We start from the raw sequence: 19643 nt of genomic DNA, 5'->3' as shown, positions 1-19643 counted from the left end.
CCCTTTGCTGTCGTTGGACAAGAGGGGCTGAGAAACGTACGTATATGCAGAAAGTAAACACGCCGACGATTGGTAGAGTAAGTAAGCTGTTGCTGCTGAGCGTGGTGGCGTATGGTCCGGTGGCGGCTCAGCCGACAGCTACCCTACCCAGGCCGCTCCGTAAGCCCATGAGCAGCATTAGCCCGGCTTCCTTCAAGGCGCACGTACAGTATCTCGCCGACGACAAGCTGCGCGGGCGGCAGCCGGGTACGCCGGGCTACCAACTGGCCGTAGACTATGTGGTGGCGCAGCTGCAGCAGCGCGGCGTGCAGCCAGCCGGCGAAAACGGCACCTTCCTGCAAACCGTGCGGCTGCGGCGGGCCTTCACTGAAAGCGGCTCCTCGCTACGCCTTACCCCAGCGGCCGGCCCGGCGGTGTCGCTCATCTACGGGCAGGATTTCACGTTTTATCCCAATCCCCAGCAAACGGAAACAACGGTGGACGCCGGGCTGGTATTCGCCGGATTCGGTATCAGCGCCCCCGAGCTGGGCTACGACGACTACGCCGGCCTCGACGTGAAAGGTAAGATTGTGGTGGTGACGCGGCAAGAGGCCCGGCAGTTTCCCGATGCCGTGCGCCTCTACAACACCGACCTGCTTACCGTGCTGCAAACGGCCCGGCGCCACGGCGCCGTAGGCGTGCTGCTGGCCGGCGTGAAGCCTACTGCCAAACCGCCCGAGCCACTCCGGGGCATGGTGAGCGTACTCGGGCCCGACGGCAAAGTGGCCGTATCCAGAAGCTACGTAAGCGGGGAACTGCCGCTGGCGGGCTCCATCAGCGCTGCCGCCTTGCACCGGCTGTTTGCGGGCGCCGCCCAGGATACGGGCCGCGTGCTGAGTGCGTTGCGCGCCGGCCGGCCGGCCTCGGTGGCTTTGCTGCCGCGCCTGCAGGCCACGCAGCGCAGCCGCCACCAGGATGTGGACAGCTACAACGTGGTGGGCAAGATAGAAGGCACCGATCCGCAGTTGCGCAACGAGTACGTGGTGCACACCGCGCACCTCGACCACCTCGGCGTGGGGGCTCCCATTGCCGGCGACTCTATTTATAACGGCGCCCACGACAACGCCACCGGCGTGGCTACACTGCTCGAAATTGGGGGCGTCTATCAGCAGCTGAAGGCCAAGCAAAAGCCGAAACGCTCGGTGCTGATTACGCTGGTAACGGGCGAGGAGCTGGGCCTGCTGGGCTCGGCGTATTTTGCCCGCAACCCCACTGTACCCCGGCAGCAGCTGGTGGCCAACGTCAATACCGATATGCCCACGATTATTGCGCCGTTGCTGTCGGTGGTGCCGCTCGGGGCCGAAAACTCCTCGTTGGCCGCACCCGTGGCCACGGCAGCCCAGGCGCTTGGCCTGACAGTGGAAGCTGACCCCGAACCGGCTCAGAACCGGTTTATCCGCTCCGACCAGTACAGCTTCGTGACGCAGGGTATTCCGGCGCTGCACATCAAATACGGCAACAAAACCGCCGACGGCCGCAACAACCTCAGCGAGCAGGTGCAGAAGTGGCGCGCCGTCACGTACCACAAGCCCCAGGACGACATCAACGGCGAGTTTGACTTTGAGGCCGGCCGGAAATATGCGCAGCTCAATTTCCTGATTGGCTACCTGGTGGCCAACGACGCCAAACGGCCCACCTGGAACCCGGGTAATTTCTTTGGGGAGCGGTTCGGGAAATAGGGCCCGAGCCGCTACGCCGCGGCCTGGTTCTGCCGGCCGCACCAGGCGACACGAGGCTATTCCGGTTTCTTGGGAGAGGCGTGCAGGCGGTTTTCGCGCTCAAATACCCGCATCAGTACAATGAAGTAGGAGAGCAGCAGCGGCCCGACGACCAGGCCCAGAATCCCGAAAATATCGACGCCCAGAATCACGCCGGCCAGCGTGATGAGCGGGTGAATGTCGCCGATGCGGCGGGCCAGCACGATGCGCAGCAGGTTGTCGATGTTCATGATGACGATGACGCCGATGAGCAGGATGCCCACGCCCTGGCCGGTGTGGTCCTGCGTAAGCTTGAGAATGGCGGCCGGGCCCCACACCAGCGGGGTGCCAAGCACCGGAATAAAGGCCATAAAAAACGCCACCATCCCCCAGAACAGCGCATCCGGCACCTGAAACACCCAGAGCGTAAGGCCCGTGAGCACCGCCTGCACCAGCGAAATGAGGGCCTGGCCCAGCACGTTGGCATTCACGTTGTTTTTCAGCGAGTCGCCCAGCTCGTGCAGGGTGTCGGGGCGGAAGGGCAGGTAGCGGCGCAACCCGCGCAGAAAGGCTTCCTCCTGCACGTACATGAAGTAGAGCGTGAACAGCATCAGCCCTATAACGACGGTGAAGTGCAGCAGGCTGCTGGCCAGGGAAGGTAGCCGCTGACTGAGCCAGCCCACGCCCTGCCGCACCAACGACTGTACGTTCTGCTCGGCCGTGAACGTGACACCGATTTTGCGCTCAATGACGTGCAGCACCGCCATGATCTGGCTGATGTCGGTGTTGGTGGCGTAGTAGCGGATGCGGTTGAACAGCATCAGGCTAAGCGCTGTGAAGGGCAAAATGATGACGACCAGCGCAAAAACCAGCAGCCCCACCGTCACGACCTGCCGATTCCAGCGGCGCCGGTGCACCAGCGCCGTAAACCACGGGCGCAGCACCACATACAGAATGCCGGCCCCCAGAAACCCGGTGATGTAGCTGCCCAGCCCAAACAGCACCATGCCGGCCAGCACCAGCAGGCATACCACCAGAAGCACCCGCTGCTGACGGGGCGTGTATATGGAGTCGGGCATGGCGGCAGGCTACGTGAGGAGAAGGATAGAGCCACAAAGATATTGTTATCCGGCGCTCCTGCCGGCGCTCAGGTAACCCGAAAGTGCACCGGCTGCAGTCCCACGCCATTCAGCCAGGCTTTTCGACTGCTCTTCGGTTCTGTTCGCCGGCGCTCCTCCCATCGGTTGCGCTAAAGCTTGGCGCGGCGGGCCAGCAGGGTGATGCACAGCCCCAGCACGGCAATAATCGAAAACGACACCCGCAGGCTGGTGAAGCCGGCCACGATGCCAATCAGGGGCGGGCCGAACAGGAAGCCCAGAAACCCGACCGTAGACACGGCGGCCAGCGCCAGGCTGGGCGGCATCTGGGTGGAGCGGCCCGCGGCGCCATACACCAGCGGCACCACCGACGACACCCCGAACCCCACCAGCAGAAACCCCAGAATAGCAGTAGGCAGCGCCGGCAGCAATACGGCCAGCAGCAGCCCCGCCGCCGTGAGCAATCCACTGATTTCCAATGTGCGGCGCAGCCCGAAGCGGTGCGCAAACCAGTCGGCAATGAAGCGGCCGCCGGCCATGGTGCACATGAAGGCTGTGTAGCCGGCCCCAATCCACGCTTTTTCCGCGTGCACTACTTTGCGGAAATACACCCCGCTCCAGTCGAACATGGCGCCCTCGCAAATCATGGAGCAGAACGCCAGTACCCCCAGCAACAGCAACGACTTGTCGGGCAGCACGAACAAGGGCGCGTCGGAGGTGCCGGTACCCGCGTCGCGGGGGCGGATGGAGGTGCTGCTCAGGGCCACCCCGACTATTACCACGGCGCCAACAAACACGAAATGCAGCAGCGGTGTCACGCCGTTGCCAATCATGAACGTGCCCAGCGCCGCCCCCGCAAAGCCGGCCAGACTCCAGAGGCCGTGAAAGGACGCCATAATGGACTTGCGGTGCAGCATTTCCACGCCCACGGCCTGCGTGTTCACGGCAATGTTGGAAAGGTTGGAAATGAAGCCGAACAGCACCAGTCCGGCTACCAGCGGCACCACCGACGGAGCCAGCCCCAGCGCCACCAGCCCCAGTGCGTAGCCTACAATGCCGCCCAGCACCACCCGGCGGCTGCCCAACCGCGCCACCAGCCAGCCGGCCACCGGCAACGACGCCAGGGAGCCCAGTGGTGCGGCCAGCAGCAACAGCCCCAGCCGCGCCTCCGAAATGCCCAGCTGCTGCTGAATGGTTGGAATGCGGGAAGCCCAGGTGGCGAAAGTCAGGCCCATCAGGAAAAACAACACCCCCACGGCCGCGCGGTATACCTGGCGGGGTGGGCGGGAAACAACGAGCGGAAGGCGCAGCGTGAGCATAGAGCGGCAGAAAAATCAGGCAAGGAAAACGCGGCACCCGGCCACAAAAAAGCCCACGACACCCGTTGGCGGGCATGATGGGCGGGAGAGGAGTGAGGGAGCAGCAAGGCCGAAGCCGGAACAAAGATACCCCGGAATCGGGGAGTGCGCGTGAAGTTGAGCAGCGGCGGCCAGCACTAAGACGGAGCCAATGGCCGCCACCCAGGCAGAACTACCGCAAATGCTGTTTCTTGCGCCAATAGTTCCGGCAGTGGCGGAGCGTTTCTACACAATCTTTTTATTCTGTTGGCCGATTCACCTCTATGAAACACTGCCTGCTTGTTCTGTTGTTCGTTCTGGGCACGCTGCCGGCGTGGGCGCTACGGCCCAGCCGCGACTATGCCTACACGCCTGACTCGCTGGGCCTGCCGTACCGTACGGTTACCATCGAAACGCCCGACCATGCCCGGCTGCATAGCTGGGTGATTGAGCCGCAGCAGGGCCCCGACCAGCACACTACCATTGTGGTGGCCGAAGGCGACGCCGGCAACATGGGGCAGTTGCTGTATCATGCCCGGATGCTGGCCAACGTGGGGTATCGGGTGGTGCTGTTCGACTACCGTGGCTTCGGGCACAGCTCCGACTTCGCCATCGATGAGCAGCGGCTGTACTACCCGGAGTTTGCCACCGACCTGCGCGCCGTGCTGCGCTATGCCCGGCAGCAGTTCCCGAAGGAGCATACCGGCATTTTCGGCTTCTCAATGGGCACGCTCATGGCGACGCACGTAGCGGCCACCGACAAGCCCGATTTCCTGATCGGGGAAGGCTATGTAACCGCCCCGGCGGCATTGGTAGCGGGCATCAGGCAGGCGAAAAACAAAACCGTGACTCTGCCGGCCGAGGCCGCTACCTATCCGCAGCTGCTTCCCAGAATCAAGTGCCCGATGCTGCTGGTGGCCGGCACCCAGGACCGCAACACCCCGCTGGCCGATTCCGCCCGTCTGGTACAGGCGGCGCGCCGCCGCCAGCGCCGCGAGCTGCTGCCGTTCGAGGGTGGGCACGGCGGCGGGCTGATGGCTCTCACCTCCACGCCCGGCGACTACGGCAACCTGTATGCGGCAGCCGTGCGGCGGTTCCTGAACCAGTAAAGCACCCGCAGGAACCGCCGCCGTGGCTGCGCTAGCGCACCGGGCCGGCGTCGGCGGTTTTCTGCAGGCGGGTTTGGGCGGCGAGGGGCAGCTTGCTGAGCAGGTCGAGGCCGGTGGCGGCTTCCAGGGCATCCACGCTCACGCGGTAGCGGCTCCAGTCGGGGCTCACGGTCTGGTCGTTGGGCGTGTCGATGGCGATGATGCGGGCCTGGCCGGCGGCAATGCGCTGCAGGTCGTTGGTGCCTTCGGGCAGTAGCACAAGCAGCTTCCACACGCGGGCCGGCACCGTCACGCGGCCCTGGTCGATGGTGGTTTTGAGGCCGTTGAGGCCGGTGCCGCCTTTGCCGTAGCAGCCCATCACCACGTACACTTCCTGGCCGCGCTGCACCTGCCCGCGGGTCCATTCTTCGAGGCTGCTCCAGGTGCGCTGGTTGTTGTTGGCGGCCTGCGGAATCATGTTGGTCATCAGGAAGGTGGCCGAGTTGTCGTCGAGGTCGGTGGTGCGGTCGGCGCTGGGGCAATTGTGGCCTTTGTCGAAGCCGGAGCCGGTGTAGCTGTTGCGGTTGACCTGGTAAAACTGGCGGGGCAGGGCCGGGTCGGGGCGGAAATCGTCCTGACGCGGGGCCGAGCCCATCCAGGCGCGGTTGAGGTGCCAGCTTACCCAGGTGGGCGTGCCGCGCTGGGCGTTGTAGCCGATGGTGAACTGAGGCTTAACCAGCAGGTAGTTGGTGGGGTTGTTGACGTCGGCGGTGGCGCCGCTGGGGTTGCCGAGGGCCATGTTGTCGTCGCGGCTGGTTACCACGGCGTCGGCCTGGGCAGTGGTGGCAGGTGGCAGCGAGGTGCCGGGCTGCGGACTGGCGGGGGCAGTGGGTGTAGTAGCCGAACTGCCGCCGGCTACGGCTGCGCCGTTGGCGGCTTCCAGGGCAATATCATCGATGTTGAGGCGGGTACTGCCGCCGTCGGTTTTGCGGATTTCGAGGCGCAGAGGCGTGGTGGTGGCGCCGGCCTGGAAGGTGGTGCTGAGCAGACGCGGCCCCTGCACGCGCACCGGCTGCCCGATGCGGCGGTAGCTGCGGCCGCCATCTATGCTGCCCCACAGCTCCCAGGTGCCGGCGGCATCCTGCCCGTACATGGCGCTGCTCACCCGAATAGTGCGCACCCCGGCCGGGGCATCAAACTGCATGCGCAGCCGGCCCTGGCCCCGCAGGCGCGCGGCTCGTGCCCCGTTCTTGTGGTCCTGTTCCGAAGAGCCGATCAGGGCATCTTCGAGCAGCCAGCGGCCGGAGGCCAGGGGCTCTTCGGCGGTGGTATAGGCGCCTTTGCTGCCCGTTTCGAAGGTTTCGGGGAAGGTGCCGGCCGGGGCCTGCGCCACGCCGCGGCTGCCGGCAGCGGACTCTACCGGAATGGCGGGCGGCCCATCGGGCAGGGGGGCACGGGTGGTTTCGGGGGCTTGCTGGGAGCAGGCCAGCAGCGGGAGCAGGAGCAGCGGGAAGAAGCGCATAGCAGGCAGAAAAATATGTGCGAATGTACCACTGTACCACGAAGCGGCGCTTCGTGCGGCGGGCAGTATCGTAGTGGCGGCGCGCAACGGACGAAGCGCCGCTTCGTGGTACAGTGGTACATTCGCTATTGGTGCTCAGCCGCCCAATACGTGTAAGGCCAGTCCTGCCAGTTGTCGGTCAGACCTGCCTTCACTGGGTTTTCCAGTACGTAGGCCACTATGCGTTGCAGCTCCTTACCGTCACGCACGATGTGGTCGTAGCTTTCCCGCTGCCAGAACTGGCCTTCTCTTTCCAGTATTTTGTTGGCCTTCAGTGCGGTATTCATCTTCAGCGACTGCAGCGTGCGCATAAAGTCCGGCGCATCGTCCGGGAGTTGTACTACTATATGCACGTGGTTGGGCATCAGGCAAAAGCAGATGAGCTCGTACGCTTTGCCATGACGGAAATGCAGCGCTTCGCTCACCACGGCCGCTACTGCCGGTTCTGCCAGCCACCGGGGGCCGTGCGCGGCTTGGTCTAACTGCGCATCAAAACGAGCGAAAAACTGCTTTTGCTCCCGGTAGCGCTCGGCAGCGGATAGCCTGGTAGCAGGGGCCTGGCGCAGTAGTTCTCGCTTCTCCAGCAGTTGAGCAATAACCCGCCGCGGCAACGAGCCATTCAGCCGAAAGGTCACAAACAAAGTTTCGCCGGGCGGCAGCCAGTGCGGCAAGAACCGCTCATAATGCGTTTTCATCTCCACAATGTGCCACGAAGCGGCGCTTCGTCCGTTGCACGGGCCCGTTGTAGCGGCGCGGCAGGACGAAGCGCCGCTTCGTGGTACTTGCTATTTCTGCTTCACTTTCAGCTTGGTGGTGCCGGTGGGGGCTTTGGCCTGCTGCATCTGCAGGGCCAGGGGCCGGCTGCTCATGGCCAGAATGGCCTGGTCGTCGGAGAGGGAGGCGCAGGAGAGGGCCACCAGCGCGCCCTGCCATTTGTAGTTGAAGCCTTCGGGGCGGCCGGGACCGTAGGCGGCCTCGAAGGTGGGGCGCACCTGCCGGGCGTGCTCGGCGCCTTTCACGATGATGGTGACGGCCGCGAACTGGCCCCGGTAGAACTTGTAGTGGATGCGGGCCGCCTTGAAGCCGCCCAGGCTCAATTGCTCATCGGTGCGCTCATAGATTTTCTCGTCGCCTTTGTCCTGCACCAGCTTCAGGCGCAGGGCCTCGGTGAGGGGCGAGCCAAACTGCAGGCCCCGGAAGCCGTTGCTGGCATCGAGGCGGGCAATGGACTGGGCGTGGGCGCCGAGGGTGAGCAGCAGGCAGAGCAGCGAGAGAAGTGGTTTCATTGAGGGGCGGGTTGGGGCCGGGCGGCACTTGCAAACGGTACGCCAGAGGCGGGTAGTATAGCCATTGAAAAAGCGGCTCCTTTCTCTGGCAGAAGAAGGAGCCGCTTTTTAATGGGTTGGATAGTGAGGCTGGCCTCCTGAGTCGGGGCTATTGGCCGGAGCCGTTGCTGGTGGCAGAGCCGGGGCGGTCTACGGTCTGGCGGGCGGCAATGATGCGGGCGTAGAACTCGGGGGCGCGGCGCTGGTACTTGCGCAGCAGGCGCATGAGCTGGTCCTGGAGCAGGGTGCCGAGCTCGGCGAATTCGGTGCGGAGACTGGCGCGGGCGGTTTTGCCGTCGATCTGGGCGGCGCGGGGGGCGGTTTTCTGGGTGTCGAAGGCGGTTAGGGCATCCTGCAGCTCCTGGAGGCGGGCTTTGCTCAGGTCGTAGTCGTCTTCGAGGGTGGCTTTGTGCGTGGGCAGCTCAGCGAGCAGGGCCGTTACGACGTCGGAGAGGCGGGAGCCGCGCAGCTTCAGCAACTCGCTTTCGTTGTAGTCGGCGAGGGCCTGCAGGGTGGGCAGCTTCTGGGCGGTGGCGTAGGCGAAAACGTCGCCGGCCACTTCGGAGGCTACCCGGGCCAGCTGCTCGCGGGCGGCCTGCTTTTCGGTGCCGGCCCCGCCGCCGCCGCTGCGCTGGGCTTGCTGGCGCAGGGGCAGCATGCCGGCGATTATCTCATCGAGACGGGTAACGACGCGCTGCAGGGCTTTGTCCTGGGCGTAGGGGGTGGGGTCTTGCCGGAGGGCGGCCAGCAGCGTTTCGGCGGCGGCGAGGCGGTTGTCTTGTTTGGCGGTAAGCATAAATGAAGTGATGAAGTGAATGGTGATGAAGTGACAGGTGATGGGGAAATAGCAATAGGAGCGCGCAGACGTGGGGCAGGGGAGCGGGGAGGTGCGGCGAGGCCGCGAAGAGGTGCGGCGGGGCCGCGAACTATCGGGGCGGGGCCGCGGAAAGCCGGGGCGAGGGCGCGGGAACTTGTGGCGGGGCCGCGAAGAGGTGTGGCGAGGGCGCGGACGGTTGGGGCGGGGCAGCGGAGACCTGCGGCGAGGGCGCGGACGAGTGCGGCATAAGCGCGGACGATTGGGGCGGGGCAGCGGAAAACAGCGAAGCTAGATAGTGGAAATCAGTGCAAAAACAATCCGCCAAACGCGGCCTTCACGAGCTTAAGCACTTCGCCGGCCTGGGTGGGGTTGAGGGCCAACGCCGTGATGCTGCTGATGAAGCCGCCGATAATCCAGTTCTGCCAGTCCTTTTTGGTCAGGCTTTCGGCTTTTACGGCGGCAGTTTGGGTTAACTCAATCAATTTCTGCCGGGCGGCCTCGGGGAGGGCAGCGGCGGCGAAGCTCTGCTGCAACTGGCGTAACTGGCCTTGCACTTCGGCCAGTTCGGTGCGGGTGAATTTATCGTCGGGAGCGTCGGTGGTGCCGGCGAAGAGCTGGGCGGTTTTGGCGGCTTCGGCCCAGAGGTCGGGGGCGGCTAGTTCTTCCTGTAGACTTGATGCCCAGATTTCAACGTAATGTAGAACGTCATTCCATGAACCTACATAGAATCCACTACTAGCCGCCCCGCTTTTGCCAGGCCTCATTGATATTTCAAACATGTTTGATTTAGGCTCTAGCATGAAGTAATACTCATCGTCATCTGTGCTTAATGACAACTGATAGTATTCTTCCCCTCTAGTTTCTTCTAACTCTGTTGGGACTAGTCCATTCTTGGAAAGGATTGAGTGAAAATCGTTGCGTTGTTTTTTAAGAAGCATTGTAATCTGGTAAGCTGTTTTTATTGATTTCGTTCAAGCGTGATAAGGTCCTTCGCTCCGCTCAGGATGACAGTGCGGTGTACTATGCGTCTCGTTCGTGCATCACTAGCTCAATAATAGATTTCTGCACTGGAACAAAAAAGTATGGCAGGAAGATAAGCGGATGCAATCCGGAATACCAAACCCCGTCCTTGCCCGCTACCTTGCCCCCTCATACCTGCCTTACTATATGCCCCAGCACTACTCCGCGAAAACCTTACTGGCCGTGGCTTCGCTGGCCCTGGCGGCCGGCCTCACCGGCTGCGGCGACTCCAAGAGCCGCACACTAGCCGATGCCGACGCCCAGCCCGACGCCGCGTTTGAGCGGTACAAAACCCGCTTTATCGACTCGCTGTGGTACTACAACCCCGAGTGGGCCAGTGGCGCCGGCTACCACCGCTACGACTCGCTGCTGGTGGTGCCCACCGAGGGGCGGCGCCGCACGGAAGCCAAGATGCTGAAACGGCGCGGCACCGAGCTGGCCGATTTCAAGGTGGAAGAACTGTCGGTGAACAACCAGACCGACTGGCGGCTACTGCAGAACTACGTGCAAAGCAGCCGCTTCTACGCCGATACGCTGCGCGACTGGCAGTGGAACCCGGCCAGCTACAACGTGGGGGCCTCGGTGGGCGAAATCCTGAACGGCCGCTACTGGCCCCTCGACCGGCGCCTGCGGGCCATCAGCCACAAGATTTCCCACGCCCCCGACTTCTACGCCGCCGCCGAAGCCAACATCAACACCCCGACCAAAGAACACACCGAGCTGGCCATCCGACAGAACGAGGGCGGGCTGGAAGTGCTGGGCAAGGCGCTGCAGGATTCCATTGCGCGCTCGGGCCTGACGGCGCGGGAAAAGGAAGAGCTGGCTACCCGGCTGGCCACCACGCGCCTGAGCATCGGCAACTACATCCGGTTCCTGAAAACCCAGGTGCTGCCGGCCGGCAAGTTCCGCAGCTTCCGGTTGGGCGAAGACCTGTTCAGCCGCAAGTTTGCCTATGATATCCAGTCGACGTACAGCGCCGGGCAGGTGTATGAGAAGGCGCTGGCCCACAAGCAGGAGCTGCTGCAGGACATGAAGCGGCGCACGGCGCGGCTGTGGCCCAAGTATTTTCCGGCCCAGCCGATGCCCGCTGATTCGCTGGCGGCCGTGCAGCAGATGATCAGCAAACTGTCGGAGCAGCACGCCACGCAGGCGGGTTTCGTGGAGGCCGTGAAAGCGCAGATTCCGACGCTGGTGCAGTTCGTCAACGACAAGAAGCTGCTCACGCAGGACCCCACCAAGCCGCTGGTGGTGCGCGAAACGCCGCTCTACATGCGCGGCAGCGGGGCAGGCGCCAGCATTTCGGCCCCCGGCCCCTACGACAAGGCCGCCAACACCTACTACAACGTGGAGCCCCTCACGGGCCAGCCCGCCGCCCAGGCCGAAAGCTACCTGCGCGAGTACAACCAGTACACGCTCCAGATTCTGAACATCCACGAGGCTATTCCGGGGCACTACACGCAGCTGGTGTACGCCAACCGCAGCCCCTCGCTCGTCAAGTCCATCTTTGGCAACGGGGCCATGATTGAGGGCTGGGCCGTGTATGCCGAGCGCATGATGCTGGAAAGCGGCTACGGCGGCAACTCCGACGAGTTTTGGGTCATGTGGGATAAATGGAACATGCGCGTGACGCTCAACGCCATTCTCGACCACGAGGTGCACGTGAAAAATGCCCCCGAAGCCGCCGTGGTAGCCATGCTCCGCCGCGACGGATTTCAGGAAGAGGCCGAGGCCCGCAACAAGTGGCGCCGCGCTACGCTCAGCCAGGTGCAGCTCAGCAGCTACTTCACGGGCTACACCGAAATCTACGACCTGCGCCAGGAGCTGAAAAAGCAGCAGGGCCAGAGCTTCGACCTGAAGTCGTTCAACGAGCAGTTTCTGAGCTACGGCAGCGCCCCGGTGAAGTATATCCGGGAGATGATGCTGAAGAAAGAATAGCCCCGCGGCACCACTGGAAAAGCCTGCCGGGAATGGAATTTCCCGGCAGGCTTTTTTGTCTGCCAGTCAACCACCGGCCGCGCTTTGGCACATTTCTAATTTGTAGTTTTATGAAAGTAGCTGAACGCCAGCATGTGCACGATGTAAATGATGCGGCGCTTCGTCAGCTCACGCGCGAGCATCTGAAGGTGTTTGCCAAGTTCACGTCAGAGAACTGTGAAACCTGCGAGCTGCTGGCCGCTCCGTTCACCGAATTTGCCACGGCTGAAGAATTTCAGCATATCTTGTTTGTGCGGCTGGATTCCGGGGAGAATCCGGTGGCCAAAAAGATGATGCAGGAAAAGACAGCGCCGTTCTTCGTGTCGTATTGCCAGGGCCGCCTGCTGGAGTGCGACATGCTCACGCAGGAAACGGAAATGCGGGACATGGTGCGGCGGCTGGGCGAGTTTGCGCCGCTCAGCTCATGAACCGGGCGCGCCTACATAAGGATGTGTGGGCGCTGCTGGCCCTGCTGATTTCGCTGCTGCTGCTGCTGCTGTTTCGGTAGCAGCCGGCGGTTTAGCCCGTATTGCTTCACAAAAAAGCCTGTCTTTCGCAGCACTGCTGCCGAAGACGGGCTTTTTTGATTCTGGGGCCCGAACTTGCCGGGCAGTCTGGGGCGAAGTTGCTGCCGGCTGCTTTACCTCAATTCAGGCTTTCTGTGTTTTTTCTGCTTTCTAAGCTCCTTGATTTTCTGTTGCTGCCGGTGCTGTGGCTGATGGTGCTGCTACTCGCGGCCTGGCTCACGCGGCGCCCGGCCCGCCGGCGTGCCTGGCTGCTGGCGGCGCTGGCACTGCTGGTGGTAAGCACCAATACTGCGCTGGTAAACGAGGCGCTGCTGGCCTGGGAACTGCCTCCGGTCCGGTTGCGCGAGCTGCCGGCCCGCGCCGATGCGGCCGTGCTGCTCACCGGCATCACCAGCGTCAGCAAGTCGCCGCACGATAGAGTGTACCTGCACGAGGGCGCCGACCGGCTCACGAATGCGCTGTGGCTGTGGCGGGCGGGCCGGGTGCGGCATATTCTGGTGTCGGGTGGCTCGGGGGCTATGCTGCAGAAGGCACACACCGAAGCCGCCGACCTTATCACGCTGCTGCACCTGGCCGGCGTCCCCGATTCGGTAATCATCAAGGAAGACCAGAGCCGCAACACCCGCGAAAATGCCCTGTTCACGCAGCGCATCGTGCAGGCCCGCCCCGAGCTGGACACGCTGATTCTGGTGACATCGGCGTTTCATCAGCGCCGCGCCCTGGGCTGCTTTACTAAAGCCGGTCTGCAGCCGCACCCTTTTCCCGCCGGCTTCCTCACTTCCGACCGCGCCGCCACGCCCGACTACTGGCTGGTGCCCAGCGCCGAGGCCCTGAGCCGCTGGAGCCTGCTGCTACACGAAATGAGCGGCTACGTGGTGTATAAGGTGCTGGGGTATTTGTGAGAAAGGGGTAGTGGAGTGGCTGTCATCCTGAGCCCGCGAAGGATCTTATAACGCTAGCGCCAAATGCCAGGAAGCTAGTTGTTCCAGCCAGAAAAGGGCCTTCGCAAGCTTAGGATGACAGTCAAAAAACACCACTCCGCCAATCCACAATCCCACTATTACTCCACCTTCTTCCTGGCGGCGGGCTTTTCTTCTTGGGCTATCCAGATGGACTTCTGATTCACGAATTCCCGGATGCCCAGGTACGACAGCTCACGCCCATAGCCCGACTTCTTGACGCCCCCGAACGGCATCTCCGGCGACGACTTCACCATGCTGTTCACGAACACGGCGCCGGCCTCTACGCGGCGCGCCAGCTCCTCCCCGCGCCGCACGTCGTGGGTCCAGACGGAGCCGCCCAGCCCGAAACGCGAGTCGTTGGCGAGGCGCACGGCATCGTCGGCGTCTTTGGCTTCCAGAATCAGCGCCACCGGCCCGAACAGCTCCTCGGAGTAGGCGCGCTGGCCGGGCTTGATGTTGCTCAGAATCATGGGGCGGAACAGCGCGGTGCCGGGCTTGCTCTGGCCGCCGTGCAGCTCCACTTTGGCGCCCTGCTTCACCGAGTCGTTCACCTGCTCAGTCAGCTCGTCGGCCAGGTCGGGGCGGGCCAGGGGGCCGTACTGCGTGTCCTCGGAGAGCGGGTCGCCGGGCCGGAAAGCCAGCAGGTGCGTCTTCATCTTCGAGATGAACTCTTTCAGCACAGGCTTCTCCACGATGAAGCGCTTGGCCGCAATGCAGCTTTGTCCGGCATTGATCATGCGGGCCTGCGCGGCGGTTTTGGCGGCCACCTCCAGGTCGGCGTCGGCCAGCACGATAAAGGCATCGGAGCCGCCCAGCTCCAGCACGGTTTTCTTGATGTAGCGGCCGGCCGTGGCGGCTACCTGCGCGCCGGCCGGCTCCGAGCCGGTCAGCGTAACGGCCCGCACCCGGTCGTCGGCAATGAGCTGCTCCACCATATCCGAGCCGATGAGCAGCGCCCGGAACGTGGCGGGCGGAAAGCCCGCATCGTGGAAAATCTTCTCCAGCGCCAGCGCGCACTGCGGCACGTTGGAGGCATGCTTAAGCAGGCCTACGTTGCCGGCCATCAGGGCCGGGGCCGCGAAGCGCACTACCTGCCAGAACGGGAAATTCCAGGGCATCACGGCCAGCACTACTCCAATGGGCTCGTGGCTGATGAAGCTGCGCCGGGCCTCGGTCTTGATTTCATCATCGGCCAGAAATTCCTCGGCATGGTCGGCGTAGTAGTCGCAGCACAGGGCGCATTTTACGGCTTCGGCGCGGCCATCGGCTATGGGCTTGCCCATTTCCAGGGCCATCAGGCGGGCCAGTTCTTCCTGCCGCTCGCGCAGCAGGTCGGCGGCGCGGTGCATGAGGCGCGCCCGCTCCGGAAAAGTGGTCGTGCGCCACGTAGCGGCCGCCCGGTGGCTCTGGCTCAGGATCTGCTCGGTCTTGGCCCGGGAGAAGGCCCGGAAGCGGCGCTCCACCCGGCCGGTATAGGGATTGAAAGATTCGATGGGCATAGGAAGAAGAAAAGAAAAGAAAAGTACCTGGCAGCACAGCAATGGCTGTTGTGGTTGGCTGCATGCGGCTTTATGATACAGGTCCCAGTTGCATAGGGCAACTTAGGGCAAAACGCAACCCTAGCACCCGGGTTACACCTTGTATTTCTGGAGTAGGCAGAATTTAATACAGGCCGGGGCACGAACAATTGCGCCGGTAATGTACTTTCGCTTGTCGGCGAACTCTGCTTCTGGGTTCACTCGTACCATATCCCGTTGCCCGTGACTATAGTTCTCCCTGAAGCAATGCCTCCCGTACCCGATGCAGAAGACCAGCTGGTGCAGCGTCTGCGCGACCGGGACGAGGCTGCCATGACCCTGTTTTACGACCGATACTCGGCGGCGCTGTACGGCGTTATCATGCGTATCGTGCAGAAAGAGGAAGAGGCTGAAGACGTGCTCCAGGAGGGCATGATCAAAATCTGGAACTCCTTTGCCTCTTATGATGCCAGCAAGGGGCGTCTGTTTACGTGGGTGATGAATGTGTGCCGAAATTTGGCCATCGACAGAATCCGCTCCCGACAGTACCGCGTAGGTACTCGTACCCAGCCGCTTGAGGACAGCGCCGCGGTACGTGAGCCAGCTTCGCTTACGTTCCGGCCCGAGCACATCGGCTTGCAGGAAATGACCAAGAAACTATCCCCAGACCAGCAGCAGGTTGTTGATATGCTGTATTTCGGCGGTTACACGCAGAGCGAAGTGGCTGAAGAACTGGACTTGCCCCTTGGCACGGTAAAAACCCGCGCCCGGGCGGCTATCAAAGTACTTTCCAAACTGATTCGATAGCCGTGGACATTCAGCAATATATCGAATCTGGCATCCTGGAAGAATACGCCCTGGGCGTGCTTCCGGCCGCCAACCGGGCCGAAGTAGAGCGCCTGGTTGCGGCTCATCCTGAACTGCAGCACGAGCTAAACGCCATCATCAGTGGCCTGGACACCTATGCCGAAGCGCATGCCCTGACCCCGCCGCCCGGCATGCGGGAGCGGGTGCTGGCCGGCTGGCAGCAAGCCATCAGGGCCGAAGCGCCGGGCACTACCCAGGCCTCAGCAACCGCCGAACCTCCTTACGTAGCACCGCAGCCGGCCGCCGCACCAGCGCCGGAGCCAGTAGTGCGCCCAATCAGCAGTGCTCCTGAGCCAGCTATCCGGGAAGAGGCACCGCGCCGCGGCTTTGGCTGGCTGATGGCCGCCTCGGTGGCGCTCCTGCTGAGCATGGCGGGCAACTATGTGCTCTACAACCGCTGGCAGAACACTGAAACGGCGCTGTTTGCGGCTCAGAACGACCAGGCCCGCTTTGCGGCAACCCAGCAGGCCGCTGAAAAGCAGCTTAGCAGCCAGGGCCGCGAATTGGCCGTGCTGCGCGACGTGCAGTTTCAGAGCGTGACGCTGGCCGGTACGCCGGCTGCGCCATCAGCTAAAGCCCGGGTGCTTTACAACCCTGCCACCAAGGCGGTGTATGTAGATGTGCACAGCCTGCCGGCCCCTCCGGCAGGCAAGCAGTACCAGCTCTGGGCCCTCGATAATGGCCAGCCGGTAGATGCGGGCGTTCTGGCTGCTTCCACCGCCGCCGGCGACAGTCTGCAGCAGATGAAGAACATTGTCAGTGCGCAGGCCTTTGCCATGACGGTGGAGAACGAAGGCGGCAGTGCCTCGCCCACGCTGGCTACCATGACCGTGCTGGGCAAGCTGCTTTAGCCAGCCCGACGAACTACAGGGGCGGGGAGAAGCACACTCTTCCTGCCCCTGGTTTTTCATGCGGCCCTATGTTCAGTTCCGCCCCGCGTTTGCTTGTTGCGCTGTTCCGGCGAGCTGCCGGGCACCGGCAGCAGCAACCGGCAGCGCCGAGCGTTTGCCTCTGGTTTATAGTGTAGCGCCTACGTGAGGCGCGCTTCCTCATTCTGTTCCGCATGGAAAAGTCAACCTACTACAACCCCGCCGACCTGGCCAAATTCGGCAACATCACGGAATGGCAGGCCGAAATGGGCAGCAAGTTCTTCGCCTACTATGGCGAAGTATTCAAGGAAGGTGCCCTCTCGGAGCGCGAAAAAGCCCTGATTGCGCTGGCCGTGGCCCATGCCGTGCAGTGCCCGTATTGCATCGACGCCTACACCACCGACTCGCTGCAGAAAGGTGCCGACGAAGCCCAGATGATGGAAGCCGTGCACGTGGCGGCGGCCATTAAGGGTGGCGCCGTGCTGGTGCACGGAGTACAGATGATGAACAAGGCCAAGGACCTGTCGATGTAAAGTGTGGGGTGCTGGCCTGCAGAAAAACGGGCGCCTGGCCTGCTAGCAGCGCCCGGCCCGTCAACTTTTCCTGAAGCAGCGCGGTTAGTCTACCTATGAAATCATTGCAAGCCCGCCACGCGCCGCTGGCCGACACCGGCTATCAGCTCACGGTTCTTTCGCAGGCTGAGGTGGCCGGCGCGCACTGGCCGCTATTTGCGCACAAGCTGCGCGAAACCGGGCTGCTGCCGCTCCGGCCCACAAGCCTGGAGGTGATGCAGATCAATGTGGGCAAGATGTGCAACCAGACCTGCCGCCACTGTCACGTGGATGCCGGCCCGGACCGCACCGAAATCATGACCCGCGCCACCATGCAGCTTTGCCTGGATGCGCTGGCGCAGACCAATATTCCGGTAGTAGACCTGACGGGTGGCGCGCCGGAGATGAACCCCGACTTCCGGTGGCTGGTAGAGCAGATTTCGGCGCTGGGCCGGCAGGTTATCGTGCGCTGCAACCTCACCATCATCGTGGCCAACCCCAAATACCACGACCTGCCGACGTTTTTTGCCTGGCACGGCGTGCGGGTGGTGTCATCGTTGCCGCACTTCTCGGCCTCGCGCACCGATGCCCAGCGGGGCGAAGGGGTGTTCGGACGCTCTATCCGGGCCTTGCAGATGCTCAACGAGGCGGGCTACGGTGTGGCAGGTTCCGGGCTGGTGCTCGATTTGGTGTTTAACCCGTCGGGGGCATTTCTGCCGGGCAGCCAGGTAGGGCTGGAGCGCGACTTCAAGCAGCGGCTGCTGCGCGAGCATGGCGTCGTATTCAACAGCTTGCTTACCATCACCAACCTGCCCGTCAGCCGGTTTCTGGAGTATCTGCTGGAGAGCGGCAACTACGACGGCTACATGCAGAAGCTGGTGGACGCCTACAACCCCGCCGCCGCCGCAAACGTGATGTGCCGCAGTACGCTCAGCATCGGTTGGGACGGACTGCTCTACGACTGCGACTTCAACCAGATGCTGGACCTGCCGGTGGAGGCCCGCGCCCCGCAGCACATCCGCGACTTCAACGAAGCGGCCCTGACAGACCGGGCAATTGTGGTCAACCAGCACTGCTACGGCTGCACGGCAGGGGCCGGCTCCAGCTGTGGTGGTGCTACCACGTAAGCATCCCGAATGGAAGTGACTACACCTGCTTTTTTAAAACGATTGGGACTAACGTTTTCGACGTGCTGGCTGCTGGCCCTGAGTGCCTGTGGCCGCTCTGCCAACGATACGGCCTATGACCAGCTGCTGCGTACGCTCTACCGGGGCACGGTGCCGGTAGTGCGGCCGGCGCAGCTGGCGGCAACCCTGCGCAGCAAGCCAGCATCTGTGGTGCTACTCGACACCCGCACACCCGCCGAGTACCGCGTCAGCCATCTGGCGGGGGCGCAGTTCGTGAATTTCGACACGTTTGAAAAAGCGGAATTTCAGGACGTGCCCCGCGACCGGACCGTGGTGGTATACTGCTCAGTAGGCTACCGCAGTGAGCGGGTAGGGGAGCGGCTGAAAGCGCTGGGCTTCCGGAATGTGCGCAACCTGTACGGCGGTATTTTTCAGTGGGTGAATGAGGGCCAGCCCGTGTATAATGCGCAGGGCCTCACCCAGGACGTGCACCCGTATTCTGCCCTGTGGAGCACCTGGCTGACGCAGGGCCGGAAGGTATATCAATAGCGCCACATCGGGCTACCTTCGTCGGTGAGGCTGCGGGCTGCACTGCTGGCCTGGCGTTGGCTCTCATGATTATTTCCTGACTATGGCTTTATCTGCTGAAAACCCGGCGGCTCATCTGCTCATTTTCGCCCGCTACCCGGAACTGGGACGAGTGAAGTCGCGGCTGGCGGCCGGCATTGGGCCGGAGGCGGCACTGGCGGTCTACCGGGAGCTGCTGGCCCACACCCGCGCCGCCACCGACAACCTGCCGGTGCACAAAACGGTGTGGCTTGCCGAACGCCCGCAGCAGCCCGATGCAGAGCCTGAGCTTTGGCCCGGCTACCAGCACCTGCTGCAGCACCCCGGCGAGCTGGGCGCAAAAATGATGACCGCCTTTTCGCATGCTTTTGCCGCCGGAGCGCAGTCCGCCGTTATCATCGGCACCGATTGCCCGGGCATTACGCAGGCGCTGCTGGAGCAGGCGTTTGAGGCCCTGCATACCCATGAGCTGGTTATAGGGCCGGCTGAAGACGGAGGGTATTATCTCCTGGGTATGAAGGAAGTATATGCGGATTTGTTTGCCGGAAAAAGCTGGAGCACCAACGCCGTACTACCGCACACGCTGGCCGATGCGGACCGGCTGAACCTGCGGGTGCAGCTGCTGCCCATGCTGCGCGACGTAGACGATGCTGCCGATCTGGCGGCCTGGCGTGCCGCGTTGCGCGGGTAGGCGCCGTGGG

General features: G+C 63.1%; 19 protein-coding genes. 11 read left to right on the top strand and 8 right to left on the bottom strand.

Annotation, left to right across the window (positions count from 1 at the left end; translation table 11 throughout):
• Nucleotides 1–44 precede the first annotated feature (44 nt).
• The gene (locus BUE15_RS05375; protein ID WP_073281866.1) at nt 45–1718 is read left to right on the top strand and encodes a M28 family peptidase; all 1674 of its coding nucleotides are present in this window, start codon (nt 45–47) and stop codon (nt 1716–1718) included.
• Nucleotides 1719–1774: 56 nt separating this feature from the next.
• Here the strand turns inward: BUE15_RS05375 and BUE15_RS05370 are convergent, their stop codons facing one another.
• Together BUE15_RS05370 and BUE15_RS05365 are read right to left on the bottom strand one after the other, a co-directional pair.
• The gene (locus BUE15_RS05370) at nt 1775–2815 is read right to left on the bottom strand and encodes an AI-2E family transporter (RefSeq protein ID WP_073281864.1); all 1041 of its coding nucleotides are present in this window, start codon (nt 2813–2815) and stop codon (nt 1775–1777) included.
• Nucleotides 2816–2985: 170 nt separating this feature from the next.
• Nucleotides 2986–4152 carry an MFS transporter gene (locus tag BUE15_RS05365; protein ID WP_073281862.1) on the bottom strand — a complete coding sequence of 389 codons (1167 nt, stop codon included), beginning with the start codon at nt 4150–4152 and terminating at the stop codon, nt 2986–2988.
• Between the two features lie 302 nt (nt 4153–4454).
• On the opposite strand from BUE15_RS05365, the gene BUE15_RS05360 reads away from it, so the two are divergent.
• Complete coding sequence (locus BUE15_RS05360) at nt 4455–5279, top strand: alpha/beta hydrolase (protein ID WP_073281860.1); 825 nt, start codon at nt 4455–4457, stop codon at nt 5277–5279.
• Nucleotides 5280–5310: 31 nt separating this feature from the next.
• Here the strand turns inward: BUE15_RS05360 and BUE15_RS22270 are convergent, their stop codons facing one another.
• The 5 genes from BUE15_RS22270 to BUE15_RS05335 form a co-directional block, all read right to left on the bottom strand.
• A complete protein-coding gene (locus tag BUE15_RS22270) occupies nt 5311–6780 on the bottom strand; it encodes a DNA/RNA non-specific endonuclease (RefSeq protein ID WP_073281858.1) in 1470 nt (489 codons plus the stop codon).
• Nucleotides 6781–6905: 125 nt separating this feature from the next.
• Nucleotides 6906–7514: an REP-associated tyrosine transposase gene (locus tag BUE15_RS05350; RefSeq protein ID WP_073281856.1), complete on the bottom strand. Its 609-nt coding sequence runs from the start codon at nt 7512–7514 to the stop codon at nt 6906–6908.
• A gap of 90 nt (nt 7515–7604) precedes the next feature.
• On the bottom strand, nt 7605–8105 hold the full coding sequence (locus BUE15_RS05345; RefSeq protein WP_073281854.1) for a hypothetical protein: 501 nt from the start codon (nt 8103–8105) through the stop codon (nt 7605–7607).
• A 148-nt stretch (nt 8106–8253) separates the two neighbouring features.
• Entirely contained in the window at nt 8254–8940 is a 687-nt protein-coding gene (locus tag BUE15_RS05340) for a hypothetical protein (RefSeq protein ID WP_073281852.1), read from the bottom strand.
• A 323-nt stretch (nt 8941–9263) separates the two neighbouring features.
• Complete coding sequence (locus BUE15_RS05335) at nt 9264–9899, bottom strand: hypothetical protein (protein ID WP_139252139.1); 636 nt, start codon at nt 9897–9899, stop codon at nt 9264–9266.
• 229 nt (nt 9900–10128) lie between these two features.
• On the opposite strand from BUE15_RS05335, the gene BUE15_RS05330 reads away from it, so the two are divergent.
• The 3 genes from BUE15_RS05330 to BUE15_RS05320 all read left to right on the top strand — a co-directional run bounded on the left by BUE15_RS05330 (nt 10129) and on the right by BUE15_RS05320 (nt 13384).
• On the top strand, nt 10129–11916 hold the full coding sequence (locus tag BUE15_RS05330; protein WP_073281848.1) for a DUF885 domain-containing protein: 1788 nt from the start codon (nt 10129–10131) through the stop codon (nt 11914–11916).
• A gap of 110 nt (nt 11917–12026) precedes the next feature.
• Nucleotides 12027–12383 carry a thioredoxin family protein gene (locus BUE15_RS05325; RefSeq protein ID WP_073281846.1) on the top strand — a complete coding sequence of 119 codons (357 nt, stop codon included), beginning with the start codon at nt 12027–12029 and terminating at the stop codon, nt 12381–12383.
• A 233-nt stretch (nt 12384–12616) separates the two neighbouring features.
• Nucleotides 12617–13384 (top strand): YdcF family protein, encoded by a 768-nt coding sequence (locus BUE15_RS05320; RefSeq protein WP_073281844.1) that lies wholly within the window; start codon nt 12617–12619, stop codon nt 13382–13384.
• Nucleotides 13385–13542: 158 nt separating this feature from the next.
• Here the strand turns inward: BUE15_RS05320 and BUE15_RS05315 are convergent, their stop codons facing one another.
• Entirely contained in the window at nt 13543–14943 is a 1401-nt protein-coding gene (locus BUE15_RS05315) for an NAD-dependent succinate-semialdehyde dehydrogenase (RefSeq protein WP_139252138.1), read from the bottom strand.
• A gap of 285 nt (nt 14944–15228) precedes the next feature.
• Between BUE15_RS05315 and BUE15_RS05310 the strand changes: the two genes are divergently transcribed.
• The 6 genes from BUE15_RS05310 to BUE15_RS05285 all read left to right on the top strand — a co-directional run bounded on the left by BUE15_RS05310 (nt 15229) and on the right by BUE15_RS05285 (nt 19633).
• A complete protein-coding gene (locus BUE15_RS05310) occupies nt 15229–15768 on the top strand; it encodes an RNA polymerase sigma factor (protein WP_073281842.1) in 540 nt (179 codons plus the stop codon).
• 2 nt (nt 15769–15770) lie between these two features.
• Entirely contained in the window at nt 15771–16679 is a 909-nt protein-coding gene (locus BUE15_RS05305) for an anti-sigma factor (RefSeq protein WP_073281840.1), read from the top strand.
• A gap of 212 nt (nt 16680–16891) precedes the next feature.
• Nucleotides 16892–17230, top strand: coding sequence for an arsenosugar biosynthesis-associated peroxidase-like protein (locus tag BUE15_RS05300; RefSeq protein WP_073281838.1), 339 nt, complete (start codon nt 16892–16894; stop codon nt 17228–17230).
• Nucleotides 17231–17325: 95 nt separating this feature from the next.
• Nucleotides 17326–18375, top strand: coding sequence for an arsenosugar biosynthesis radical SAM (seleno)protein ArsS (gene arsS / locus BUE15_RS05295; protein ID WP_073281836.1), 1050 nt, complete (start codon nt 17326–17328; stop codon nt 18373–18375).
• A 42-nt stretch (nt 18376–18417) separates the two neighbouring features.
• On the top strand, nt 18418–18924 hold the full coding sequence (locus BUE15_RS05290) for a rhodanese-like domain-containing protein (RefSeq protein WP_244535882.1): 507 nt from the start codon (nt 18418–18420) through the stop codon (nt 18922–18924).
• An 82-nt stretch (nt 18925–19006) separates the two neighbouring features.
• Entirely contained in the window at nt 19007–19633 is a 627-nt protein-coding gene (locus tag BUE15_RS05285) for a TIGR04282 family arsenosugar biosynthesis glycosyltransferase (protein WP_073281833.1), read from the top strand.
• The last annotated feature ends 10 nt before the right edge of the window (nt 19634–19643 follow it).

This window comes from Hymenobacter psychrotolerans DSM 18569 (assembly GCF_900142395.1).
In the GTDB taxonomy this organism is placed as follows: Bacteria; Bacteroidota; Bacteroidia; order Cytophagales; family Hymenobacteraceae; genus Hymenobacter; species Hymenobacter psychrotolerans.
This window is presented reverse-complemented; position numbering and strand designations above follow the sequence as displayed.